At 50.6% G+C, this 23,157-nt stretch carries 24 protein-coding genes; 6 read left to right on the top strand and 18 right to left on the bottom strand.

The genetic code is table 11. The features are described from left to right. Nucleotides 1-404 precede the first annotated feature (404 nt). A complete protein-coding gene (locus O4H47_RS17300) occupies nucleotides 405-2,213 on the top strand; it encodes a diguanylate cyclase domain-containing protein (protein WP_269395269.1) in 1,809 nt (602 codons plus the stop codon). Here O4H47_RS17300 and O4H47_RS17295 read toward each other — a convergent pair. Beyond that, nucleotides 2,210-2,749, bottom strand: coding sequence for a MarR family winged helix-turn-helix transcriptional regulator (locus tag O4H47_RS17295; protein WP_419719642.1), 540 nt, complete (start codon nucleotides 2,747-2,749; stop codon nucleotides 2,210-2,212). The genes O4H47_RS17300 and O4H47_RS17295 overlap by 4 nt on opposite strands. A gap of 135 nt (nucleotides 2,750-2,884) precedes the next feature. Between O4H47_RS17295 and O4H47_RS17290 the strand changes: the two genes are divergently transcribed. Then, a complete protein-coding gene (locus O4H47_RS17290) occupies nucleotides 2,885-3,775 on the top strand; it encodes a branched-chain amino acid aminotransferase (RefSeq protein WP_269395268.1) in 891 nt (296 codons plus the stop codon). 30 nt (nucleotides 3,776-3,805) lie between these two features. On the opposite strand, the gene O4H47_RS17285 is transcribed toward O4H47_RS17290, so the two are convergent. Genes O4H47_RS17285 through O4H47_RS17260 form a run of 6 tightly spaced genes read right to left on the bottom strand, consistent with a single transcriptional unit; the run spans nucleotide 3,806 to nucleotide 8,749 of the window. Continuing rightward, nucleotides 3,806-4,276 (bottom strand): molybdenum cofactor biosynthesis protein MoaE, encoded by a 471-nt coding sequence (locus tag O4H47_RS17285; RefSeq protein ID WP_269395267.1) that lies wholly within the window; start codon nucleotides 4,274-4,276, stop codon nucleotides 3,806-3,808. 1 nt (nucleotide 4,277) lies between these two features. Next, the gene (gene moaD / locus O4H47_RS17280) at nucleotides 4,278-4,529 is read right to left on the bottom strand and encodes a molybdopterin converting factor subunit 1 (RefSeq protein ID WP_269395266.1); all 252 of its coding nucleotides are present in this window, start codon (nucleotides 4,527-4,529) and stop codon (nucleotides 4,278-4,280) included. Then, entirely contained in the window at nucleotides 4,526-5,074 is a 549-nt protein-coding gene (pgsA, locus tag O4H47_RS17275; protein ID WP_269395265.1) for a CDP-diacylglycerol--glycerol-3-phosphate 3-phosphatidyltransferase, read from the bottom strand. Before pgsA ends, moaD begins: the two co-directional genes overlap by 4 nt. 52 nt (nucleotides 5,075-5,126) lie before the next feature. After that, nucleotides 5,127-7,013: an excinuclease ABC subunit UvrC gene (uvrC, locus tag O4H47_RS17270; protein WP_269395264.1), complete on the bottom strand. Its 1,887-nt coding sequence runs from the start codon at nucleotides 7,011-7,013 to the stop codon at nucleotides 5,127-5,129. Then, nucleotides 7,013-7,768 (bottom strand): SDR family oxidoreductase, encoded by a 756-nt coding sequence (locus O4H47_RS17265; RefSeq protein WP_269395263.1) that lies wholly within the window; start codon nucleotides 7,766-7,768, stop codon nucleotides 7,013-7,015. The genes uvrC and O4H47_RS17265 overlap by 1 nt, the downstream gene beginning before the upstream one ends. A 6-nt stretch (nucleotides 7,769-7,774) precedes the next feature. Continuing rightward, nucleotides 7,775-8,749 (bottom strand): calcium/sodium antiporter, encoded by a 975-nt coding sequence (locus O4H47_RS17260; protein WP_269395262.1) that lies wholly within the window; start codon nucleotides 8,747-8,749, stop codon nucleotides 7,775-7,777. 170 nt (nucleotides 8,750-8,919) lie between these two features. On the opposite strand from O4H47_RS17260, the gene O4H47_RS17255 reads away from it, so the two are divergent. After that, nucleotides 8,920-9,531, top strand: a complete 612-nt coding sequence (locus tag O4H47_RS17255) for a hypothetical protein (protein ID WP_269395261.1) — start codon at nucleotides 8,920-8,922, stop codon at nucleotides 9,529-9,531. Here the strand turns inward: O4H47_RS17255 and O4H47_RS17250 are convergent. Both O4H47_RS17250 and O4H47_RS17245 read right to left on the bottom strand, forming a co-directional pair. Then, nucleotides 9,528-10,382 carry a DMT family transporter gene (locus O4H47_RS17250; RefSeq protein ID WP_269395260.1) on the bottom strand — a complete coding sequence of 285 codons (855 nt, stop codon included), beginning with the start codon at nucleotides 10,380-10,382 and terminating at the stop codon, nucleotides 9,528-9,530. The two genes, O4H47_RS17255 and O4H47_RS17250, sit on opposite strands and share 4 nt — an antisense overlap. A 19-nt stretch (nucleotides 10,383-10,401) precedes the next feature. Then, complete coding sequence (locus tag O4H47_RS17245) at nucleotides 10,402-11,439, bottom strand: DUF1176 domain-containing protein (RefSeq protein ID WP_269395259.1); 1,038 nt, start codon at nucleotides 11,437-11,439, stop codon at nucleotides 10,402-10,404. Between the two features lie 155 nt (nucleotides 11,440-11,594). Between O4H47_RS17245 and O4H47_RS17240 the strand changes: the two genes are divergently transcribed. Next, nucleotides 11,595-11,885, top strand: a complete 291-nt coding sequence (locus O4H47_RS17240; RefSeq protein WP_269395258.1) for a hypothetical protein — start codon at nucleotides 11,595-11,597, stop codon at nucleotides 11,883-11,885. Between the two features lie 69 nt (nucleotides 11,886-11,954). Here the strand turns inward: O4H47_RS17240 and O4H47_RS17235 are convergent, their stop codons facing one another. After that, nucleotides 11,955-12,299, bottom strand: a complete 345-nt coding sequence (locus O4H47_RS17235; RefSeq protein ID WP_269395257.1) for a 5-carboxymethyl-2-hydroxymuconate Delta-isomerase — start codon at nucleotides 12,297-12,299, stop codon at nucleotides 11,955-11,957. A gap of 129 nt (nucleotides 12,300-12,428) precedes the next feature. Between O4H47_RS17235 and O4H47_RS17230 the strand changes: the two genes are divergently transcribed. Next, nucleotides 12,429-13,352, top strand: coding sequence for a DMT family transporter (locus O4H47_RS17230; RefSeq protein ID WP_269395256.1), 924 nt, complete (start codon nucleotides 12,429-12,431; stop codon nucleotides 13,350-13,352). 1,407 nt (nucleotides 13,353-14,759) lie between these two features. Here the strand turns inward: O4H47_RS17230 and O4H47_RS17225 are convergent. Together O4H47_RS17225 and uvrB are read right to left on the bottom strand one after the other, a co-directional pair. Then, nucleotides 14,760-15,479 (bottom strand): hypothetical protein, encoded by a 720-nt coding sequence (locus O4H47_RS17225; RefSeq protein WP_269395255.1) that lies wholly within the window; start codon nucleotides 15,477-15,479, stop codon nucleotides 14,760-14,762. Nucleotides 15,480-16,009: 530 nt separating this feature from the next. Continuing rightward, nucleotides 16,010-18,499: an excinuclease ABC subunit UvrB gene (uvrB, locus tag O4H47_RS17220; protein ID WP_269395254.1), complete on the bottom strand. Its 2,490-nt coding sequence runs from the start codon at nucleotides 18,497-18,499 to the stop codon at nucleotides 16,010-16,012. A gap of 249 nt (nucleotides 18,500-18,748) precedes the next feature. Here uvrB and O4H47_RS17215 point away from each other — a divergent pair, with 249 nt between their 5' ends. Further along, complete coding sequence (locus O4H47_RS17215) at nucleotides 18,749-20,227, top strand: MDR family MFS transporter (protein WP_269395253.1); 1,479 nt, start codon at nucleotides 18,749-18,751, stop codon at nucleotides 20,225-20,227. Nucleotides 20,228-20,303: 76 nt separating this feature from the next. Here O4H47_RS17215 and O4H47_RS17210 read toward each other — a convergent pair whose 3' ends face one another. From O4H47_RS17210 to O4H47_RS17185, 6 genes are all read right to left on the bottom strand, one after another. Next, nucleotides 20,304-20,687 carry a DUF1761 domain-containing protein gene (locus tag O4H47_RS17210; protein ID WP_269395252.1) on the bottom strand — a complete coding sequence of 128 codons (384 nt, stop codon included), beginning with the start codon at nucleotides 20,685-20,687 and terminating at the stop codon, nucleotides 20,304-20,306. Between the two features lie 82 nt (nucleotides 20,688-20,769). After that, a complete protein-coding gene (locus tag O4H47_RS17205) occupies nucleotides 20,770-21,156 on the bottom strand; it encodes a DUF1761 domain-containing protein (RefSeq protein ID WP_269395251.1) in 387 nt (128 codons plus the stop codon). Between the two features lie 123 nt (nucleotides 21,157-21,279). Beyond that, nucleotides 21,280-21,516 (bottom strand): GNAT family N-acetyltransferase, encoded by a 237-nt coding sequence (locus tag O4H47_RS17200; RefSeq protein WP_269395250.1) that lies wholly within the window; start codon nucleotides 21,514-21,516, stop codon nucleotides 21,280-21,282. A 25-nt stretch (nucleotides 21,517-21,541) separates the two neighbouring features. Then, entirely contained in the window at nucleotides 21,542-21,760 is a 219-nt protein-coding gene (locus O4H47_RS17195) for a hypothetical protein (protein WP_269395249.1), read from the bottom strand. Between the two features lie 40 nt (nucleotides 21,761-21,800). Then, entirely contained in the window at nucleotides 21,801-22,172 is a 372-nt protein-coding gene (locus O4H47_RS17190; protein WP_269395248.1) for a GFA family protein, read from the bottom strand. An 82-nt stretch (nucleotides 22,173-22,254) separates the two neighbouring features. Next, nucleotides 22,255-22,980 (bottom strand): SIMPL domain-containing protein, encoded by a 726-nt coding sequence (locus tag O4H47_RS17185; protein WP_269395247.1) that lies wholly within the window; start codon nucleotides 22,978-22,980, stop codon nucleotides 22,255-22,257. Nucleotides 22,981-23,157: the final 177 nt, after the last annotated feature.

Raw genomic sequence — 23,157 nt, 5'->3', positions numbered from 1 at the left:
GCAAGGGGATAGAAGGGTTTAGCACCTCGGGGTATTTCAGTTTTAAGGCAAAAGCCATTTCACGCGAGGCGTTTAACGTCTCATTTTTACTACCAAATAACACGAGACCTTAAATGCCTCGCGTGTCTGCATTTCACTTTCAACTTGGCCGGAACCTGCGGTGCAAGGGTGTTGGTATGTGCAGAAATAAGTGACTAGACCGTCAGTTTAATGGCGATTGATTATCGATCTACGACAGTGTTTTTCAATTGTTCACATCATTGTTCGATATAGGTTGACAGTGTGATTCATCTTGCTTTTCTAGTTGGTTAACCATTCATGGATTGCTTTGACTTAGGTTGAAAGCAGAATGTGGCAGTTCATTGGACGGCTGTCTGGTTTAAGAATAGGTCAGCATTATACATATGACGCGATTATCAGACATCGTGCGGAAGTTTCTTCTTGGATTCATTGTCTATTTTGGGTTGGCAGTGGCCAGCGTATTGCTGGCACGTGTTTCCCACAATGTAGCCGTGTTTTGGCCAGCGAACGCTGTTCTCGTCTCTATGGCGATGGCCATGTCGCGCAGGGATGCTGCGATACTCTTGTTTTCTGGATTAATTGCAAATGCGGCGACGCAGCTGGTTTATGGTGACATTTGGCAACTTGCCGTTGGGTTTCCTTTGGCCAACTTTGTTGAAATGGTGAGTGTTTACACCGGCTTCCAACTACTGAAGTTTCAAAGCAAACCGATTGTTACCCCACGGCGCGGTTTGGTCTTGTTGGCTGTTGTTGCCCTGGCGGCTGTGCCCGCTGCGGGGCTGGGTTCTCTGACGGTTTCTATTGTATTTGGCGGAGCGTTCTCGGACGCATTTGTGCATTGGTGGGCCGGTGATATCGTTAGTTCAATGATCGTTTATTTGCCGGTCTTTTCAGCGCATCGTGGTACCTTTGCTCAGAACCTTAAACGTTACCTCAAGAAAGAAAACATTGCTGAATGGGCAGTGCTTGGCGCAAGCTTCGGGTTTGGTTTTGTGGTGCTCTTGTTCTTGCATCTGCCCCCGGCCATCGTATTGATTTTTCCAACTTTGTGGCTTGCCTTGAAAGGCAAGGTCTTTGAAGTGGCCATGGTGAGTTCGGTCTTGTCGCTTGCAACTTCTGCGGCTGTTGTTATGGGCTATTGGCCGAGTATTGCCGTGGACCTACCGTTGCGCGATGCTGTTTTCCAACAGCAAACTCTTGCTCTATTTTGCACATTTCCGAGTTTTTTGATTGCTGTCGCGATTTCGAATTTGGAGATCAGCCAAGCCAATTTAGCGGCACGAAAAAACGTCTTAGATATAACTTTGAGCAACATGAACCAAGGTGTTTCTGTTTTCGATGAAAACCATAATTTGGTTTTGTGGAACGAACAGTATTTGCAGGCCTTCAACATGAACGAAAGCGATGTGTTCAAGGGGCAGTCGTTCTTATCATTGCTAGAATTACAAAAGGAACGCGGTGATTTTGCAGGTGAACCAATGGATCTTGTGAACAAGATCATGTCTCATGTTCGACGTGGCGAGGCGTATTTGACAGATACTGTGCTTGGCACAGGTCGGTTCATCAAAACTGCGCATTCGCCAACACCAGTTGGGGGATGGATTGGAACACATGAAGACGTTACGGACATACGCGAACTTGAGCAGAGGCTCGCGCATGAGTCCTTGCATGATGTGCTTACTGGGGTGCCCAACCGTCGATATTTTGAACGCGAACTGACCGAGCGGTTGTTAATGGCGCAGAGAAATATGTCGCCAGTTGCTTTGTTCACTTTGGACTTAGACAAATTCAAAGTGATCAATGATACTTACGGTCACGATGTGGGAGATGATGTGCTATTGCAGGCTGCAACCATAATTCGCGACGTCGTCGGACAAGATGATTTTGTTGCTAGAATGGGTGGGGACGAGTTCATTGTGATCGTTTCAGGGGAACATGAAATCGCGCGACTGCAACGGGTCGCAAAAAGTTTGTGCGAACGACTTGACCAGACCGCAAGAATTAAAGGAAACCTTTGTGTATGTCGCGCGAGCGTGGGAGTTGCTTTTTCAAAGGATGGGCAAGTCAGCCGTCACGACTTGTTGACGCAATCGGATATCGCGCTTTATACGGCCAAGCAAGCAGGGCGCGGATCTTATAAGGTTTATGATTTCGCGTCGGGCCAACATCAATCAAATCAATTGGCAAGTTAAGGATTATCAATCTCTACTAAGTTGAGATTTTCAAGCGTCGTCCTGTCGTCCGGGTCAATCATTGAAGCCAAAAAGGTTGTGACCAACTGTCGGGTTTCAACGGGCATAGGCTCTAGAGCGCGCGCAATACGTTGGGCTTGTGAAGTGGAAAGTGTTTCAAAAAACTTAGAACCGGTGACCGTTGGGTAAAGTAAGCGTTGCCGGCGATCGTTGGGTCCCGGGCGTTGCTCGATATAACCGCCATCAACCAATTGGCGCAATACGCGGGCAAGGCTTTGTTTGGTAATTTTTAGAATGTCCAGCAGATCTGCGACCGTCATGCCCGGCCTAAGATTGACAAAATAAAGCACCCGGTGGTGGGCGCGGCCGAACCCTTGTTTGGCCAACAACGCATCAGCATCGCGCACGAAATCGCGGTAGGCAAAGAACAATAAACCCATCAAATCGAGCGGCATGTCCGCGCTTGATTCAGCGGGCTCATCGACAAGTGACAAATTTATGTCAGTCTTATTGACATTTATTTTTGTGGCTGGCATGCTGCCCTTCATCATCGCTTTTCTTCTTCTTATCACAAGCTTGAGTTGATTTGCCAAGTATGTGGGTGTTTATTGGGGAAAAGCAGTTTATTTGGCGCCACCCGGGAAGGGGCGTCGACTTAAGGGAGAATTGACATGGCCGGCGTGCCTTTGGACCAACGGGACGGTTGGATTTGGTTTGATGGTGAAATGATACCTTGGAAAGACACCAAGGTGCATGTGCTCACCCATGCTCTGCACTACGCATCGAGCGTATTTGAGGGCCAGCGGGCTTATAACGGCGAGATTTACAAGCTGCATGATCACTCTTTGCGCTTGCGTAAGTCTGCTGAATTGCTTGATTTTGAAGTGCCTTACACTGCCGATCAGCTTGATCAAGCTTGTCGCGACGTTTTGGCGAAGAACAATTTGGTTGATGCCTATATGCGCCCAGTTGCGTTTCGTGGTTCTGCCGAACTGGGACTTGGCGCGCACAATAATCCGGTGCATGTGGCCATCGCAGCATGGGAATGGCCCAGCCTATTTTCCCATGAAGACAAGTTGAAAGGCACACGCCTTGCCTTGTCTGACTGGCGTCGCCCAGCACCAACCTCAGCACCGTTCGCTTCAAAAGCTGCCGGTCTTTATATGATTTGCACCTTGTCCAAACATGCGGCCGAAGCGCGTGGTTTTGCAGATGCGATGATGCTTGATTATCGGGGTCAAATTGCTGAAGCCACTGGCGCAAATGTGTTCTTTGTTAAAGACGGTGAAATCCACACGCCAATTCCTGATTGCTTCTTGGACGGCATTACTCGCCGAACAGTGATCGGCTTGGCGCGCGAAGCTGGCATCAAAGTGACCGAGCGGGTGATTATGCCTGAAGAACTCGGCAATTTTGACGAATGCTTCCTGACAGGCTCAGCTGCAGAAGTTGTGCCGGTTGCTGAAATCGAAGGGAATATCTTCCCTGAGCGCGAGATTTGTAGCGCGATGATGAAGGCCTATTCGGCTGAAGTTCAGCCAAAGAAAGCTGCTGCTGAATAAGCATTTAGCTAATAGAAATTGAAATGCCGCCTAAACTGATTTGGGCGGCGTTTCTGTATTCCACTTGTTCTTGGCATCATCATCGGCTTTTCGGTGTTCAACCCATTTCGCGCCATCTGAGGTGACTTCTTGTTTCCAAAATGGGGCGTCTGTCTTTAGCCAATCCATGACGTAGTTTGCCCCATCAAATGCCGCTTGGCGGTGGGGGGAGGCGGCCATGACTTGCACGATGACTTCACCGACTTTCATTTCGCCGAAGCGATGAATGACGGCGATGTCGACGAGTTCAAATTTTTCCATGGCCTCTGTCGCAAATCGTTCGATCTGCTTTTTTGCCATAGTCGGGTGATGCTCAAGTATAAGTGCATCAATAGGCTTGTCAGGCGTTGAGCGCACCAGGCCGGTGAAAGTTACCGTTGCACCGGCGGCGCCATCAGTGGCAAAAAATGCGTTGCTTTCAGCACCGGGGTCGAACGGCTCTCGTTGAATGCGCACCCACATATTAGCCGCCTGTCATGGGCGGGAAAAATGCAATTTCGCGCGCGTTGGCGATTGGGGCATCATGGTCAACCAGCTCGTCGTCGATCGATGCGCGGATGATGGCACGGTCCTCAAAGGCAAGGGCAAAGCCCTCGTCATTTGCTGCTTTCCAATCGATCAACTGATCAATTGTGGTCACTGCCTCGGGCGGTGCAACATCTTCTTGGCCTTTGTTCATGCGCTCGCGCAACCACGCGAAATAGAGAATCTTCATTGTTCTTCTTTGGTTAGATGGGGCCATGCACCCGCAAAATACTCATAGCCAGTGTAAAGGGTCAAACCAGTGGCGAGCCACATGGAGGCACTTGCTGCCAAGTTGAGGCCCGGCACAATGGGCAATGCCATTACTAACCCGAGGGCCACAAGTTGAGAAGTGGTTTTGTATTTTGCGATGCCTGAAACGGGGATGATGATTTGTTGTGGCCCCAAAAACTCGCGCAATCCAGAAACTGCGATTTCACGCATGAGGATGAAAACTGCTGCAAATGTGAGGGACGCTGAGAAACTGCCCTCATAGGCAAATGTGATGAGTAAGGCACCGACAATCAGTTTGTCAGCGATAGGGTCCAACATGCGGCCAAGGGAAGATACGACGTTGAGTTTGCGCGCCAGATAACCGTCCAAAAAATCGGTCAAGGCGGCAATCACATAAAGCGTGAAGGCGATCCATTGAGCGGTGAGGTTGTTCATCATGACCAGGGTCACGATGAGCGGAATAACCGCGATGCGCGACATGGTAAGAATATTTGGTATGTTCACTTAATTGGTCCCCTTTGCCTTGTCCCCAAGCAAGCTGAGTTGTGTGGATAGGTCAAGAGCGATTGAAATGATCGTAGATGTTTTGCGCCATTTGTTTGGAAATACCGGATATAGACTGCAGGTCTTTCAACGTTGCACCACTCACCGCTTTGGCCGAACCAAAATGGGTAAGCAGCGCTTTCTTTCGCGTCGGGCCAATGCCTTCGATTTCATCGAGCGGGTTCTTCACAATCTGTTTTGAGCGTTTGGCCCGGTGTGTGCCGATCGCAAATCGGTGCGATTCATCGCGCAAACGTTGCAAATAGTAGAGCACTGGGTCGCGCGCTGGCAGCATAAAGGGTTCTCGACCTTCAAGGATGAAGGTCTCGCGGCCCGCGTTGCGCTCCTCGCCTTTAGCGATACCGATAAGCGTCACCTTTTGGGGTAAGTTGAACTCTTTGAGCGTTTCGCGCACGGCGGTCATTTGGCCCTTGCCACCATCAATCAGCAACACGTCGGGCCAATCGGGCATGGCGTCTTTATCTGCATCAGCGCTGTCATCTGCGGGTTCATATTCATTGACCAGCCGCGTAAACCGGCGGGTGAGCACCTCGCGCATCATGCCAAAATCATCGCCCGGCGTGATGTCTGTCGATTTAATATTGAAGGTGCGGTAGTGCTTTTTGGATAGGCCCTCGCGCCCCGCAACCACCATTGCACCAACAGCGTTGGTGCCTTGAATGTGGGAGTTGTCATAAACCTCTATGCGGCGCGGTGGCGCGTCTAATCCGAACGTTTTGGCCACACCCTCCAACAATTGAATTTGCGATGCACTTTCGGACAATTGGCGACCCAATGCCTGGCGGGCGTTGTTGAGCGCATGTTCCACCAGCGAGCGTTTTTCGCCGCGCTGTGGCGCTAGAACCTCGACTTTTCGGTCCGCTCGAATGGCCAAGGCTTCGGCCAACAATTTAGGTTCTTCGACCGGATGTGACACGAGTACCAATTTTGGCGGGGTGCGTGCTTCGTAGAACTGGGCGATGAAGGCGGTGAGTACTTCTTTCTCGTCATAGCTCTTATCTGCGCGTGGATAGTAAGCGTGATTGCCCCAGTTTTGGTGGGCGCGGAAAAAGAACACTTGAATGCAGAATTTCCCCGCTTCTTGGTGGATGGCAAAGATGTCCGCGTCCGACACGGACTGCGCACTCATATCGCCCTGACCTTGGATCAGCGAAAGCGCGGCAATGCGATCGCGCAACATGGCGGCGCGCTCAAAATTCATTTCTTCAGATGCCTTTTGCATTTCCAAAGAAAGATCGGCCTGCACCGTCCGCGACTTGCCGGATAGAAATTTGACCGCATCATCGACAAGTTGTTGATAGTCTTCAATCGAGATTTCGCCGGTGCAAGGCGCCGCGCAACGTTTGATTTGATGTTGCAAACACGGTCGGGTGCGCCCCTCATAATAGCTATCTGAGCAATTGCGCAGCAGAAATGCTTTTTGCAGCGCGGCAATGGTGCGGTTGACGGCTGTTACCGATGCGAAGGGGCCGAAATAGTGCCCCTTTTTTCGGCGCACGCCCCGATGTTTGGTGAGTTCGGCAGCCTTGTGCTCGGTCGCCATCAGAATATAGGGAAAGCTTTTGTCGTCGCGCAACAAAACATTGTATCGCGGCTTGAGCCGCTTGATCATGTTTGCTTCTAAAAGTAGCGCTTCACTCTCAGTGTTTGTGGTGACAAACTCCATCGAACGGGTGGCCGAAATCATGCGGCCAATGCGAACCGAATTGCCTTCGTAGCGGGTATAATTGGTGACGCGCGCTTTAAGGTTACGCGCCTTGCCCACATAGATCACCGTGCCCGCTTCATCAAACATGCGATAAACCCCTGGGCCTGAAGGCAGGGTTTTGACGAATGATTTGATGATTTCAGGGCCGGGTAGTTGGGGTGCGTCGCTCATTATTGCGCGATGTTTTCACCTTTATGCGTCCACTTCAAGTGCTCTCCACCATCTAGTGCAAGCATTTGCCCGGTCATTGAAGGGGCAGAAAGAATGAACCGTACTGCGTTGCATATTTCGTTGAGCTGTGGCCCAACCTTGAGGGGCAATGCTGCGATCTCTTGTTCAAAATCTGATTGGTTTTGATGAATGTTCTTGATGGTTGGTCCTGGCCCAATGGCATTGACTCGCACTTGTGGCGCCAAGGACTGGGCCATGGTTTGGGTTGCGGTCCATAGGGCGGATTTGGACAAAGTGTAGGAAAAGAAGGTTGGCTTGAGCGCCCAAACACGCTGATCAATCATGTTGATGATGTTGCCGTGCTGATCTTTGCTTAGTTGTTTTGCAAATGCACTCGCTAAGAAGACGGGTGTTTCCGCGTGGATTGAGAAGTGCTTTTGCCAAAGGTCAGCTGATAAGTCTGCAATGCTGTCGGGTTGAAAAATGGACGCATTGTTTATTAAGATGTCGATCGGGCCGAACAGTTCGCTCGCCCTTTCAATTAGGCTGTCTCTTTCATCCCTGTTCAATAGGTCTGCGCCGATGGTTGCCGCAGTGCCGCCTGAGGCGATGATATGCGCGGCCAAGGCATCGGCTTTCGCGCCGGAACTATTGTAGTGAATAATCGTGTGATAGCCATCGCTCGCCAAGGCTGTTGCAATGGCTGCGCCGATACGGTCTGCGGCTCCGGTTATCAGTGCAACACCTTTTGACATTGCTGGCTAAATGCTCCCCTCAATTACACTGTGGCCAACTTGAAACACGAAGTACATATAGACGATGTAAAGACCGGCCATAATTAGCCCTTCGAATCTTCCAATACTGCGATGCATAAAGACAATGGGCAAGAGTGCTGCGGAGACAAGCAACATCACCCAATAATCAAAGGTGAGGAAATTGATATCCACATGGAGTGGAATGATCATCGAAGTGACCCCAATGATCGACAAAATATTGAAAATGTTAGAGCCAACCGCGTTGCCAATGGCAACGGCCGATTGTTTCCTTAGTGCAGCTGCCATGCCGGCAGCAAATTCTGGTAGTGACGTGCCAAGGGCAACGATGGTCAGACCCACGGTGCTTTCAGCAACGCCCATTACAGCGGCGATGGCCAATGCACTGTCTGTGGTCAGTTTTCCGCCCAATGGCAAACCGATGATGCCAATAAGCAGGTAAATGGCGATCTTGCGAGTATCATCGGGTGCATCGTCAATTTCTTCGACGATTTCCTCAATCGCTTGACCCTTTTTGCGCATGCGGTTCGCTTCGACGCCGTTATAAACCAAGTAGGCGGCGAGTAAGGCCATCAGAATGAGGCCGTCGGCAAAGCTAATCGTTTGATCCAAGCTGAGGAAGATCAGCAGCACGCTCACAAAAACCATAAAAGCAGTTGAGCGGCGCAATCCGGTTTGCTTGCAATCGATGGAGAAGAATAGTGCGGGTACACCCAACACAAATAGGATGTTGGTGATGTTGGAGCCAACCACGTTGCCGATTGAAAGGCCCGGTGCGCCTTCTGCCGCTGCCGACAAAGATACGACCAATTCGGGTGCGGAAGTCCCAAAAGCAACGACCGTAAGACCGATCACCAAAGGAGGGATTCCCATGCGATTGGATAGACCAACAGCACCACGAACCAATAAATCACCCGTTACAACTAACGTGGCTAGGCCCAGTACGAGCAGCAAATAGTGCATTTGAACCTTTTTCTTTAAAACGCGTGCGCTTGGTAGTGGCAAAGATCGACGTAAAACACAAGAGTGTCACATATGGTGATCAGGAAATATATGTAAAGACATCACAACTGAGTTGATGCGCTGGCCACACAATTATTTTCCACATACTGTTTTAACAGTAGGGGAACACGATGCTGACCAACACACATATTCTGATCGCTGCGGCCGCTTTGACGCGGCCCAGGTTTTCTAAAAGTCAAAACCTGATTGTGATTTTCGGTGGATTGTTCCCCGATCTCTCGGTGTTTATTATGGCATTGGTGGGGCGGTTGCCCGGATCGGAAGTTGCCAATCTTTGGCGAAAGCCTGATGGGATGTATTGGCAGGAGCCTTGGCAGTTTTTGTCGGCGCTTTCCAATTCGATTCCTCTTTATATTGTTGCGTTGCTTGTTTTTATGTTTCTGGTGCGGCGGCAGCGAGGTTTTCGGGGCCTGTGGCTTGCGTTTGCGCTGTTTTCTGCCGCATGCCTGATGCATGTATTGTTTGATCTGCCCGTGCATGCGGACGACGCGCATGTGCATTTTTGGCCGTTGACCGGAGAGCGGTTTCACTCGCCAATTTCCTATTGGCAGTCCCAATTTCATGGCAATTGGGTCAGCGCTTTCGAGGTCGTATTGGGTCTTTTATGTGCGACCGTAATTTGGCGACGGTTTGGTTCTTTGTTGCCGCGGTTGGGCCTGTTTGTTTTGGCGTTGCCCTATGTGTTGGCCATTGGGTTTTTACTGCGAAGATTTGTCATCTAGCTCTGTTTTTTGAACATGGTTGCGAGTGCGACGCCGAGCAATATTAATGTGCTGGCGATGATAAATCGAACGCTGAGTTCTTCACCAAGGAACAAAATGCCACCAGCTGCAGCAATAGCAGGCACCGTAAGCTGCACAACGCCCGCGCTGGTGCGTGCAAGCTGTGGCAATATTAAATACCAAATCGCATAGCCAACACCTGAAGCCAATGCCCCCGAAAGCGCGGCAAACAATATGCCTTTGGGATCTGTGGGCCACATGTTGGAGACAAATGCTAAACCAAGTGTGACACCAAGAATTAAAGGCAAAGTTCGCACGAAATTTCCCATTGTGTCCTCTAGCGGGTTTTTTGACCCGCGCCCGAGCAGTGAGTAAACGCCCCAGCTGATTCCAGATGCGACCATCAAGCCCGTGCCAATGGGATCTGGGGCCACAAGCCCAGGGGAAACCAGATACACAAAAGCGCCAAATGCCAAAAGGATGCCGACAATTTCAATTGGGCTGGGGCGTTCGCCTTTTACAATTGCCCATATGATCATGGTGATTTGTACAGATGCAAACAACACCAGAGCACCAAGCCCGGCGCCCAGTGACAGATAGGCGAAGGTGAAAAAAATCGCATAGAAAAAAAGAGCGAATGAACCGTTTGTGCTGCCGCTGCCTTTTGGATAAGTCCACGAACGTTTGTGGATGGCGACGATTAGTAGCAACATGAGTGCGCCGGTTGTCAGCCGAATGGCTGTGAACATGATGGGCCCAATTTCAGTTTCCACTAGGGCAATACGTGTGAAGACGGAATTTGCTGCAAAAGCGACCATCGCCAAAGTTGTTAGCGCAATGAGTTTTAGCATGTTGGCTCAGATTCGGTTTTTACGGAAAAATTTGTGGAAATGACATGTCGGCATCGTCAGCATAGCCGTCACATTCAGATTTGGCGAAGAATTTGAGCATCTTAAAACCATATTCTTGCCATTGCCATTCTCCTGCTGTGCCACAGTCCCCCAGTCCGCGTCCTTTGTAGTAGCTCGTTAGAATGCGCGTTTGTGGGTCAAAACCGGCGTTGAAAAGCACGTCTGTTCCGGTCCATCCCAGACTGTCCCAATAGTCGACAAAGAGAAGCTTGGAAATATCGCCGTTGTCGACTGATTGCCTATAAAATGCGTAGGAGAAATTGTAAGCTCCGGCGCTGCAGGGCACCATGTAGAGCAAAGTGGAATTGTTGACTTGGTGGACTTGCCAATCCTCACCGTGCACCAATTCTGTTAGCGGATCGCAATTTTCATTTTTGGCGTGCTTGGCGATGATCTCATTTGGCAATGCTTCAGGCAGCGGCAGTTTTGGTTCCGCAAGTTCTAGACCTTTCGGGATATCACCTGCGACGCGTGCATCGCCAACCCGTCCTTGTTGCTCGTCGATCCATAATAATGCAGCCGTTAATCCAGAAAGTGAAAATTCAATATCAACACGTCGGCCCTGTTGATCATCAAAACTGGCCTTCAACCGGTTGCCCGCCAACATGGCCGACAGTAATTTTGTCGCATCATTATTGAGCAGGAAGATGTCATTTACCGCACCATAGGCAAGCGCACTGTCCCCTTTGGTGAACCAGAAGCTTTCCTCACCCACCCAAAAATAGAAAGTTGTGGTGTTCGATGGCATGGTGAGAATTGGGGTTATCGATATTTCCCATTTGTCGTTGCTCTTGTTCCGACCAACGCGCAACCAGTGGTCCGCCACAGCGCCATTACCTGGATTTGGGTTAATATACGATATTGCAGAGCAATACCCAGTATCGGTCCTGCATGCTGCTAGCCAGTCTTTGAAGTAAGCGTGTTTTTCGCCAGGCGTTTGGGCTTGGGCGGGCAGAACGCAAAATAACACCAATGTGAGCAATGTGATTAACCGCATCGAAAATCTCTCCTCATTCTCTACTAGCATATCAATAATCGCTGTAATTGGAAGGAATACAACATTCCAGATGCGGAATATGATTTCTTTCTCAATGCTCCTAATCTTTGTAAACTATCACTCAGGGACATTTGATTTTTTGGGGGAGAGGATAGATGGAAACGGCATTTTCAATGCTCGTGCAACTTGTTGCTGGCGGATTTGGCGCCGTTCTGATCGCTTGCATAAAGCGCGAAAAACATTTCAACACAGCTGAAATCACCATTGTCGGTGCCCTTAGTGGTTTGGTCGGTTATGCGTTGATAAGTGCTATTCCCGCATTCGGCTCGTACTTCAGCATTGCATTTATGGGCGAAGCAGTAGTGGGGCTGGGGGCTGGCATGTTGTTTGGGTTGGCGGTTTTCATCGTCAAAGACGCAATTGAAAACGCGACCCGCGAGAGTTGATGCGGCACCAATTGTGCGGCACCTAAAATGTATATTTCTGCCCGCCATCACTGTTGTTTGCCGCTGACTCTAAATCGCACGCTTTACATAGGTTTCGCGCACAATTTCTTTGATATCTACCGAAATGCTACCCACATCAGTTAAGCGCTGAAATGCTGCCTGCAATATCGAGGATGTCACTTCTTGCTTTTGCGCAAGCGTGCGGCCAACCAGTAGCCTTACGGTAATATGCACAAAGCTTGGGTTTTCCACTTGCTGGAACCAGTGGGACGCTGGCAGCATGCGCACTTTTATATCCTGCGGTGTATCAAAAGCGCTAGTGCTCATGGCTGCTTCAAAAAGTTCTTCGCATAGAGCACTGAGGTCATATTGTGCTGCAAGTGGGGCTGAGTATTCGATAATGATATGGGGCATAATGGTTCAAACTCTTGGCATAATTCTCATGTTATTCTTATAGGCGGTTTAGAAATTCAGTGCTACGGTTTACGTCTTCACTCTTTGGCGTGCTGAATTGATCGTGCGCTTTTACCTTCAGGTTCTCTTATGAATAACATCAATCCCGACACCGGGAATAACATTTCCAAGGGTATTGCCCTGACATTGATTTCCATTCTGATTTTTTCCGTGCAGGATGTTGCGGTGAAGTATTTGGTGACGGATTATCCACCTACACAGGTGGTTATGTTCCGGTTTTGGGGCGTTGCGATGTTCACGCTTGTGTGGATTATGCGGGAAGGGCCAATTGGGAAGGCCTTTCACACCAAACGACCGGTCATGCAAATTGCACGTGGCATATTGTTGGTGCTGGATATTTGGTGTTTCAGCGCGGCGCTACAGTTTATGCCACTGAGCGATTTGCAAGCCATTTTCATGCTGTTTCCGGTTGTTGTGACTTTGTTTGCCATACCGATATTGGGAGAGAAGGTTGGCATATTCAGGTGGTCAGCCATTGGGGTCGGGTTTTTGGGCACGATGATCATCATCCGCCCCGGCTTTCAAGAGGTGAACATTGGGGTTTGGTTTATGCTTGGGGCGGTAACAACGTTTGCGCTTTATACCGTTCTGACGCGGTTGGTTGCGCGCACGGATAGCACCACAACCTCGATGGCCTATATGGCGGTTGTTGGGGTTGTCCTTTCCACAAGCGTTGGCATTTTCAACATGGTTCCGATGACGCTGAACGCTTGGCTTTTGATGCTATTGGTGATTGTGACGGCCAATGTGGCGCACACGCTTTTTGCGATGGCTTATCGCGAAGCACCTGCAAGCGCATTGCAGCCCTTCAATTTCCTAATTTTGCCCGCCGCTATCATCATGACGGTGATCTTTTTCGGTCACTGGATTGATATGATTAGCCTTTTTGGTGCAACGCTGACAGTGGGTGCGGGGCTATTTGTGTGGTGGCGTGAACGGCAAAAGGCAAAAGCTGCGCAACGCGACGCAATTAAACAAATGCCAATACGTTAGGGGAACAATGGATCGGACAGGCGCGACATACGCGGAGAGATCAGATAGGGGATGATCGCGAGAACATGCCCACACCTGTCCGAACACTTGTTGGCAATAAACCTGGCGGGCTTTGCGAGGCATGAGATGATTGCACACCCGCCAAGGTTATTGCACAGCACCACTTGCGAAGTGCTGATTGAAGGATCAAAACCAGAAAAGTCAGAGGCTGGTGACGATCAATCCGTTCAACTTGTCCTCACTATGCGCAGAGTTCTTGATTCTTATAATTGATATAAATCAATTGTGCTGTAGTTACATTTGAAACGTTCTTTTCGCCCGCGGTACGTTTCGACGACCTGATGATCCGTTAAAACCGCACCATCGATTGGCCGGAACAGGCGTACATTTTTGAAACGCGCCGTCGCGAACCTATTTGCTTCCCCGACATCCCCGCCAATTGACGCGCAGATCAGCAAACAGTTGATCCCGGCTCAGGGGCTGGGAATGCCGTAAAAGGGCGGTCCGCGCCATAATGAGAAATACACTCGCATCTTTTTTATCAGCCCTGGACCTGATCCGGGGTCTATTTAGCCACACCAAAGCCCCCGACATGCACCCGTATTCGACCTTTGTCTTTATATTCGCGCTGTCGAACCGAAAAACCGGTTCCCACTTTTGCTGACAACGCTCAAATTGCGTTTCACACGAGGCGATTGTTGTCTCGTTATGGGTAGTAAATGATGAGACAATAAACGCCTCGTGTGGACAGTTGTTTTTCGCCAACGCCCAATTGCCCCGGGGTGCTAAACCCTTCTATCCCCTTACCAACACTCCACCAAAATTGTTTTGATCGCCATGATCATTTGGTGATCGCCCTTTTAAGGCGAAGGTGAGAAACAATACTCACCAAACGGTTTACAGCTGCCCTCGGTGTTGGGCTGGACAATTGGTTGCGGCGTTCCCCACCCGCGGCCGGATGGGGCACCTGCCTCTTCTTTGCTCTGAATGTGCCTATTTGTTTGACCATGACCGAAAGCTGTTTGCTTTTCTGGATCACCGTGCCAAACGCCCAGACATTTTGCGCGCCGCCGTCGGCCCTTCGGGCCTTCCCCGGCACCCCCGGAAGAGTTATTGCACGCCGCCGTCGGCCCTTCAGGCCTTCCCCGGCACCCCCGCCATTTGATCGTCCCATATGCCCTCAAAACAAGTGAGGGAAAGGCAAGAACAACGCGAGCCGCACTCAGAGCCCCACCATCCGTCGATGGCCGCTTGGGGCAAGAAGATGGGGAGTAGTGTAAAGGAAGTGGAGGAGACGGGGATAAGATTTTTTTGGAGGCGATGGATGTTGCTGCTCGCGACCAAAGCACACATCGGTTTTCGGCATGATCAGCATTTCGCGCTATGCGCCAGATTAGACACGTCGAGTCAGCGAAGCACTTCGATCGACACGCCCTTCCAAAACGAATCCGCATTCCGCCGGTGCATTTTTTTGGCACCCTTCCAGTCGAAATTTACACCATTGAGCGAAAGGTAGAGACGGTTCACGGCCGAGATAGTCTTCTCCAAGAGCTTTCTTTCATCGCCGTATTTCGGAGGCGGTATGGTTTCCTTTTTCTCAGCTCTGGTTTGTTCAAGCAAATGCGCGAGTTTGTCACGGTAGTTTCTAGCCGAACGCAAAACATCAGAGTTTTCAACTTTCTTGGCATCACGAATGCTGTTACGCAAGCGTCTTCTAGCCTTGTTGCCTTGCTCCTTTGCCCAAACGGGCTCGTTGGGCCAACGGCTAAAGTGGTCTTCATATACGCACAGCGAGACGCTTGGGTCGTCTGCTAGCGCAACGATTGTAGGAATGCTGTAGCTATCTAGGTCAACTGGGTCCCAGAACGTGCAAATCCGAATAAGTTCATAGTGAAGATTGCTTATCTGAAGAGATCGAAATGCGTGCGCGGCACTTGAAGTCGCCACTTGATTTGCAAGCTGCGGTTGGAAGATTAGCCATCGAGTATTCTCATGAACGGGCAGGTGGTTTAGCAACGCCGAAACAGCGCCACGATTACTAGTATTGCTCAGTTTTTCTTTGGCGACAATCCATCGTTCGGCCGCAGACATTTTCGCAATTTCTCTGAGTGATTCTTCGGTATGCATATTATCCTAAATATATCGAGAGCTCGCTCCAAACAGGGCGATAATTCGAAGTATAGTATTTAAGCTATTGGCTGCACAGGTATATCTGTAGAACTGCTCCGCCTGTGCCGCGAGTACCTTCTTCTCGCTCATTTGAGCTTTGCCGGAAAAAACTGCGTGGTCGGTTTGTCCACACAGCTGACTTTTGCCTGTATTTGAGGCAGCGCCCCTTGCCCCTCATGTTGAGCCTGTCGAACCGCGAGGGCGCGTTGTTTGCCCTTCGACAAGCTCAGGGTGAAGGCGGAGAGTGGTGGAGTCGATGGTGCAATATATTGGTCCCGCATCAAGTGCGGGACGGTGCGGGGGAAGTTGCATCACGCCAAACGCACCGCGCCCAACATGATGCAGGGCGTCATTGTGGTGAGGGGGCAGTTTATTATTCCGCTCTAAGTGCGGGAGGACGGTGATGGGGGAAATCACGTCACGCCAAACGCACCGCCCCGCACTTGATGCGGGGTCTCATTGTGGTGACGAAATGTTTGCCCACGCCGTTAATCAATAATATCCAATTCCATATCCTTAAGCCGTTTTACCTCGTCGCGCAGGCGGGCGGCTTCCTCGAATTCGAGGTTGGTGGCGGCTTCGCGCATTTTGGCTTCGAAGTCTTTGATGGTGGCGGCGAGGTTATCGCCCACGTGCACCGCGCCCTTGGCGAATTTATCACCGGTGCCGATGGTGACGCGGTCGCCTTCGTAGACGGAATCCATGATGTTCTTAATGTCGGATTTGATCGATTGCGGCGTGATGCCGTGTTCAAGGTTATATTGTTCTTGCTTTTCGCGGCGGCGGTTGGTTTCGCCAATCGCGCGCTCCATAGAGCCTGTCACCTTGTCCGCATAAAGGATTACCCGGCCTTCAGCGTTTCGCGCGGCGCGGCCGATGGTTTGGATGAGGGATGTTTCGGAGCGCAAAAAGCCTTCTTTATCCGCATCCAAAATCGCCACCAAGCCACATTCGGGAATGTCCAACCCTTCGCGCAGCAAGTTGATGCCGATCAGCACGTCGAACGCGCCAAGGCGCAGATCGCGGATGATTTCGATCCGCTCAATCGTGTCGGTATCTGAGTGCATGTAACGCACTTTGATGCCTTGTTCGTGCATATATTCGGTGAGATCTTCGGCCATCTTTTTGGTCAAAGTGGTCACCAATGTGCGGTAGCCGACCTTGGCGACCTTTTTGATTTCGTCGATCACATCGTCCACCTGATTGGTGGCCGGGCGGATTTCCACCGGCGGGTCAATAAGGCCGGTTGGGCGAATGATTTGCTCGGCGAAAACGCCGCCTGTTTGGTCCATTTCCCATTGGCCCGGCGTTGCGGACACATATACAGATTGGGGCCGCATGGCGTTCCATTCTTCAAACCGCAACGGGCGGTTGTCCATGGCCGAAGGCAAGCGGAAGCCATATTCGGCCAGCGTCGCTTTGCGGCGGAAATCACCCCGGTACATGGCGCCCAATTGACCGACTGTCACATGGCTTTCGTCAACGAACACAAGCGCATTGTCTGGCAGATATTCAAACAGGGTTGGGGGCGGCTCGCCCGGCTGGCGGCCGGTGAGGTAGCGCGAATAGTTTTCAATGCCCGCGCAAGAGCCGGTGGCGCCCATCATTTCCAAATCGAAAAGGGTGCGTTGTTCCAAGCGCTGCGCCTCAAGAAAACGGCCCATACCGTTGAGTTCTTGCAAACGGCCCTGCAGTTCGTTTTTGATGTAAATCATCGCCTGGTTGAGCGTGGGGCGCGGGGTGACATAGTGCGAGTTCGCATAAAGCCGGATGTACTTCATGTTCGCCGCTTTGTGGCCCGTCAGGGGGTCAAACTCCACGATGGATTCAATCTCGTCGCCCCACAGGGAAACCCGCCACGCCGCGCTATCAAAGTGGGCGGGGAAAATCTCAATCGTGTCGCCGCGCACCCGGAAGGTGCCGCGCACGAAGGAGGCTTCGTTGCGTTTATATTGCAGAGCCACCAGCTGGGCGAGCAGTTCGCGCTGATCGATTTTTTGACCTTCTTTGAGGTCAACGATCATTGAGGTGTAGCCTTCAACCGAGCCAATACCATAAATGCAGGACACGGACGCAACGATGATCACATCATCACGTTCCAGCACCGCGCGGGTGGCGGAGTGGCGCATCCGGTCAATCTGGTCGTTGATGGTACTTTCTTTTTCGATGAATGTATCGGTGCGCGGCACATAGGCTTCTGGTTGATAGTAATCGTAGAACGAAACGAAATATTCCACCGCATTGTTGGGGAAGAAGCTTTTGAATTCGCCATAAAGCTGCGCGGCCAAAGTTTTGTTGGGCGCTAAAATGAGCGCGGGGCGCTGGGTATTGTTGATCAGCGAGGCCACGGTGAAGGTTTTACCCGAACCGGTGACACCCAGCAGCACCTGATCTGTTTCCCCATTCTCAATGCCTTCTTGCAATTCAGCGATGGCGGTTGGTTGATCGCCCTGTGGTTCGAACTTGGTGACCAGATCAAACTTGATGCCGCCTTCCATTTTTGGCGGGCGGGCCGGGCGGTGTGGTTTCCAGGCTTCAACGCCTTCCACTTCTTCGCGGCCGAATTGGATGAGATTTTCTAGCGCTTTGACGGTTTCAGAAACGCCAGTGCTGGCGTCTGCGAACTGCCCCTTGTCGGCCCCTTTGTTGCGAATTTGGGATTCGGGCACATGGTTGAAGCCCGCTTGTTGGGTTTCGCCAAATCCATCCAAATTTCCGGGCCGTTCAACCGCGTTGGCCTTGGATTTTGGTGACTTTTTCGACATGCCGGTGACGGTGTCTGGATTGGATGTTTTGGTGTTTTTGCGTTTCGCTTCCTCCGCCTCGGCGCGGTCGAGCGCGCGCGCGTTGCGCAAGCGATGCTGGGGCAGGGGTTTGGACGCAACAATGTCCTCAGCTTTTTCGATCTCCGATATGAAATCGTCGATTGAGAAATCTGGCTTTTCGGGGCGCTGGGGCTTTTTGTCGTCGCCGCTCATATTGCAGGGTCCATTGGTCGAATAGTAAAGGAGTGGCGCTGCTCATTCGTTCGCCGAGTTGTCTTGCAATATAGGAAGATTTTTTGTGAACGTAAAGAGAACATTTTCAGTTGTGCGCCAGAGAAAATCGATTTAGCTTAGCCGCAAATGGATCATTTCGAATAGGGTGATGGCCGAGAATAAATTCGCGTGCTTGTTCTAAGCCGTGTGTTCTTTGTCGTCTGTACACGGTTTTTCAAAAAGGTACTTATGGCAGATTTAGATCAAACGGCGCGTGTGACCGAACAAACTGACAAGGGGGCCGATCACACTGCGCGCAATAGACTAGTGATTGCACTATTGTTGGGCTCAACATTTGTTGTGTTTCTCAACGAAACGATTATGACGGTGGCGCTGCCCCGCCTAATGGTGGCGCTGGATGTTTCTGCAGGCGCGGTTCAATGGCTGACAACTGCATTTTTGCTGACCATGGCCGTTGTTATTCCGGTCACCGGATTTTTGATTCAACGCATGAACACACGGCCCATTTTTATTTTGGCGATGAGTATCTTTGCACTGGGAACGTTGATTTGCGCCTTATCCCCCGGGCTTGAACTGCTCATTTTTGGCCGGGTTGTGCAGGCGGTGGGTACCGCCATTATGATGCCCTTGTTGATGACGACCGTGATGACTTTGGTGCCCCCCGAAGCGCGGGGCAAAACAATGGGCAATATTTCTATTGTGATATCTGTTGCGCCAGCAATTGGGCCTGCCATTTCTGGATTTATCTTGAATTATATGGAATGGCGTTGGCTGTTTATTCTTGTGCTACCGATTGCCTTGTTGGCTTTGGTGCTTGGGGCCAAATGGATGAAAAATGTTACCGAACCGCGCTATGCGCCTTTAGATTTTCTTTCTGTTATCCTGTCCGCGATTGCCTTTGGTGGCATTGTTTACGGGCTTTCGGGATTGGGTGGTGAGGAAACCGCAGAAATTGCTGGTTTGCCGGCATGGGGCACTTTGTTGATCGGCGCTGTGGTGATGGTTGTCTTCATCTTGCGTCAGCTTTCGTTACAGAAAAAGGATGCGGCCCTGCTGGATTTTCGCACCTTCCAGTCCAAGCTTTATTCGATTTGTTTGGCCATGTTGGCAATCAGCATGATGACTTTGTTGGGCACAATCATTCTATTGCCGATCTATACCCAAAATGTGTTGGGAATTGATGCGTTACAAACCGGGCTTATTTTGATGCCGGGCGGGTTGATCATGGGTTTGCTCGCCCCCAGTGTTGGCCGATTGTATGACCGAATTGGTCCTCGGCCCTTGGTCATTCCGGGTGCCATTTTGGTTGCAGCGGTTTTGTGGGCATTAACACGCGTCGGGCAAGACACGAGCATGTGGAATATCTTGATCGGACATATGGTATTAAGCGTTGGTTTGGCGTTGGTCTTCACGCCACTTTTTACCGCTGGTTTGGGGGCCGTTCCACCCATGCTCTATTCGCACGGCAGCGCAATGTTGGGCAGTATCCAGCAGGTTGCAGGCGCTGCAGGGGTGGCTTTGTTTGTGGCGGTTATGTCCATCCAAACGCGAAATTCTGTTGCTGCGGGGCTTGATGCAACAGCTGCCTTGACCAGTGGCATTCAGCTGGCCTTTATGTGCGGAGCGGCGATCTTTCTTGTTGCTTTGGTCTTGGCGTTTTTTGTGCAACGCCCGCCCGCGGTGTCGGCACAAGGCAGCGCGCACTAGGTGCACAGCTTCAACAAATATGGCCCCGTCCAATTTATGGTCGGGGCCGTTTTCACCCAAAGGTATGTCAGCGTTTTTAGAGCAGCAGTTGCACCAGGACTATGATGGTTACGCAGGCAAGGATGTAGCCGCCTTCAGTTAGTTTTGCGTAAGTGGATTTACCCGTGAATGTGTTGTTGCCGTATTGCAAGACAACAAACATGGCACTGATCAACACAACCGCAGCCCAATTCTGAGAAGGGCTAAATAGCTCAATTATCCACGCGAGCAAAAACAGCCCGACAAACTGTGCGAGCATGGCGCTTAATGGCGGCATTGCTGGCTTGTCTGCCTTCGCGCCAATCCCCTCGGCCCACTTTTTTACGAACAAAACGGGTGAATACCAAACAACGCCTAACAAATAAGAACCTATTGTGCCGACAATTATGGCAATCCAACTGACCTCAAAAACATCAATCATTTCTGTGTCTTTCTACCAATGTGATCAATAAAGCCCCATCCAACTAAGGACGGGGCCTCTCTCTCCGCAGTATTTTTCTTGGCTAAAGCACCATTTGCACAGCGATCATGATCACAACTGCGATCACCCAATAACCGCCATCAACCAATTTCGCGTAAGTAGATTTTTGCGTGAATGAGTTGCCCGACCATTGCAACAAAACAAATGCAACCGTGATCAAGATGATGGTCAAGAGGCTGTTTGTTGCCGCTGTAATAGCGACAACCCATGCTAGGCCGATAAGACCAAGAGCTTGTGTTGCCATTGCCCCCATCGGCATCTCGCTGGCATCGCCCAATTCAACTTTGCTGCCCTCAGCCCACTTGGTGCCAAATAATTTTGGTGAATACCAAAGCCAACCTACCAAAAAAGCGGCAACGGCGCCCACGATTATGGCCAGCCAACTTACATTTGCGGTGATTTCTTCCATATTAGTCCCCATTGCTTTGGGGCGGTTCCCCTAAAACATGCCATCGCCCCATACGGCATGCAAAACTTTGCATGGGTGCGACATTTTGGCAAGTATTTGTTAACTATTGGAAGTTGCTTCCTCTTAGAGAGATTTGGCCATGTTTATGTCTGTGGTCTTATATCCAAGGCTTTCATAAAGACCTATCGCACCGGAATTGAAACCGAATACATGTAGCGCCAATTTGGTTGCACCCAACTCACTTGCAACCGGTTCGATGAGGCGCATTGCAACTTGAGCGTGCCCCAAGCGACGAAAGTTTGCCGCAATTTCGAGGTCATAAATGAATGCGGTAGTGACACCCCATTTTGTTGAAATCACAAACCAGACCGTGCCGATTTTTTGATCATCGCCATTCAGAATGGGGAACAGGTAGCTGTCGGGGTGTGTTCAACCCCTCTGGCAGGATGCTCTTGAACGATTGCTCTGAGAGTTTAAGCGCTTCGTCTTGGCTGATCGCCATGGCCTGAGCCTTTTCTTTGGCGAACTCCTTCGTGCAATGGGGCAGCCAAATAGCATACTCTGATTGGCTCATTGGTCGAATGTTGGTTTGTGTGTTTTGCATTTATCTGCTTCACCCCTTTAGGCACTAATGCTGGTCTATCCTAATGTCGCTCACGCCCATATGTCACTGTGTTCTTAAACGTTGGCAGCCATGCTTCGCGCCGTTCGCACCAGATTTCGTATGTGGGGGTGAATTGATTTGGCGCATAAAGGGCACCAAGGTGAATTTCAACTTCTTCACCAGAGTAAGCAAAAACTGACGAGCCGCAGGTTGGGCAAAAATGTCGGCCATTATAGGCATTTGTTTTGCCTGTTACGATGAGTGTGTTCGCTGGGAATATAGCTGCCGCGTAAAAAAGCGCGCCGTGATGCTTTCGGCAATCCAAGCAATGGCAAATGCCCACTCGGTCTGGTGATCCAGTAGCGACAAAGCGAACTGATGCACAAAGGCAACCACCTTCAATTTTGTCCATTTTGCACCCCCGCTGGTTGTTCTGCATGGATGCTAACGCTCACTGCGCACTGCGTCTATCGCCAATGAAGCGGAGAGGTTGGTCAGTCCACCAAGAAATAGGTGATGGTTGAAACCACGCGCACCTTTTTGTCTATCTGCTTGTCGGGTCGATCGTTTGGAATATCGACAGCGGGCAGAATTTGGAACACGCCTTGATTGGCGGTTTGAATATTGCCTACATTTGATTGAGATTCTTTTGCGAATTGCTGCGCTGCGTCGCGCGCGCGGCCTGTGGCCTCTGTCAACATTTCACTTTTAAGATCAGCAATGCCAGTGAACACAAAGCTTGGGCCGCCCGACCAACTGTCAGACGAAAAGACAACTCCTGCTTTGAGCAATTCGCCAATATCGCGCGAAGCGGCGGCTAGGGCATCCACTTGGTCAGTGGTTACCAGCATATCTTCGTTGAGATTAAAGCGAACGTCGGCTGGGTAATTGCCCCCGTTGTAGCCCGCATAGCGGTCTTCAACCCGTAGGTTTTGGATTTCGATTTCTGTGTCTTTGAACCCACGTTTTGCTAGAAATGCGCGCACAGCTTTTTCAGAAAGCTCTAAGTTGGATCGCGCCGTCTCTAGCGTTGGGCCGGTCGCAACAAACCGGATTGGCCAAAAACCAAGATCAGCTCTTACGTTTTGCTCCGCAAGGCCCTTAACCGTCACCGTGCGGATCGGCTTGCGGCTGTTTTCGAGCGATTGACCCAACAACCACCCACTCAATGCCAAACCAACAGCGATGATGGCAGCAGAAAAAACGGAAAGCGGGTTCATGGCAACGCCTCAACTTAGGTTTTCAGTATAAAGGCAGCAAAGCGCATGAAGGCGGCGGAAATGGGGCGGGGGATTGAGGTGCAAAAAGGGGGCGAGAAAGAAGATTAGCTTGTTCTACGGATTTTACTGCTTTTGTCCAATATCTAGTCTGAGTTTAATTGCCGAATTGTGACAATA

The organism is Maritalea porphyrae (assembly GCF_027213965.1).
GTDB lineage: Bacteria > Pseudomonadota > Alphaproteobacteria > Rhizobiales > Devosiaceae > Maritalea > Maritalea porphyrae_A.
This window is presented reverse-complemented; position numbering and strand designations above follow the sequence as displayed.

Coding starts and splice junctions, on each gene's coding strand:
- O4H47_RS17300 (WP_269395269.1), top strand. CDS start 405: ATGACGCGATTATCAGACATCGTGCGGAAGTTTCTTCTTGGATTCATT.
- O4H47_RS17295 (WP_419719642.1), bottom strand. CDS start 2,749: ATGCCAGCCACAAAAATAAATGTCAATAAGACTGACATAAATTTGTCA.
- O4H47_RS17290 (WP_269395268.1), top strand. CDS start 2,885: ATGGCCGGCGTGCCTTTGGACCAACGGGACGGTTGGATTTGGTTTGAT.
- O4H47_RS17285 (WP_269395267.1), bottom strand. CDS start 4,276: ATGTGGGTGCGCATTCAACGAGAGCCGTTCGACCCCGGTGCTGAAAGC.
- moaD (WP_269395266.1), bottom strand. CDS start 4,529: ATGAAGATTCTCTATTTCGCGTGGTTGCGCGAGCGCATGAACAAAGGC.
- uvrC (WP_269395264.1), bottom strand. CDS start 7,013: ATGAGCGACGCACCCCAACTACCCGGCCCTGAAATCATCAAATCATTC.
- O4H47_RS17265 (WP_269395263.1), bottom strand. CDS start 7,768: ATGTCAAAAGGTGTTGCACTGATAACCGGAGCCGCAGACCGTATCGGC.
- O4H47_RS17260 (WP_269395262.1), bottom strand. CDS start 8,749: ATGCACTATTTGCTGCTCGTACTGGGCCTAGCCACGTTAGTTGTAACG.
- O4H47_RS17255 (WP_269395261.1), top strand. CDS start 8,920: ATGCTGACCAACACACATATTCTGATCGCTGCGGCCGCTTTGACGCGG.
- O4H47_RS17250 (WP_269395260.1), bottom strand. CDS start 10,382: ATGCTAAAACTCATTGCGCTAACAACTTTGGCGATGGTCGCTTTTGCA.
- O4H47_RS17245 (WP_269395259.1), bottom strand. CDS start 11,439: ATGCGGTTAATCACATTGCTCACATTGGTGTTATTTTGCGTTCTGCCC.
- O4H47_RS17240 (WP_269395258.1), top strand. CDS start 11,595: ATGGAAACGGCATTTTCAATGCTCGTGCAACTTGTTGCTGGCGGATTT.
- O4H47_RS17235 (WP_269395257.1), bottom strand. CDS start 12,299: ATGCCCCATATCATTATCGAATACTCAGCCCCACTTGCAGCACAATAT.
- O4H47_RS17230 (WP_269395256.1), top strand. CDS start 12,429: ATGAATAACATCAATCCCGACACCGGGAATAACATTTCCAAGGGTATT.
- O4H47_RS17225 (WP_269395255.1), bottom strand. CDS start 15,479: ATGCATACCGAAGAATCACTCAGAGAAATTGCGAAAATGTCTGCGGCC.
- uvrB (WP_269395254.1), bottom strand. CDS start 18,499: ATGAGCGGCGACGACAAAAAGCCCCAGCGCCCCGAAAAGCCAGATTTC.
- O4H47_RS17215 (WP_269395253.1), top strand. CDS start 18,749: ATGGCAGATTTAGATCAAACGGCGCGTGTGACCGAACAAACTGACAAG.
- O4H47_RS17210 (WP_269395252.1), bottom strand. CDS start 20,687: ATGATTGATGTTTTTGAGGTCAGTTGGATTGCCATAATTGTCGGCACA.
- O4H47_RS17205 (WP_269395251.1), bottom strand. CDS start 21,156: ATGGAAGAAATCACCGCAAATGTAAGTTGGCTGGCCATAATCGTGGGC.
- O4H47_RS17195 (WP_269395249.1), bottom strand. CDS start 21,760: ATGCAAAACACACAAACCAACATTCGACCAATGAGCCAATCAGAGTAT.
- O4H47_RS17190 (WP_269395248.1), bottom strand. CDS start 22,172: ATGGACAAAATTGAAGGTGGTTGCCTTTGTGCATCAGTTCGCTTTGTC.
- O4H47_RS17185 (WP_269395247.1), bottom strand. CDS start 22,980: ATGAACCCGCTTTCCGTTTTTTCTGCTGCCATCATCGCTGTTGGTTTG.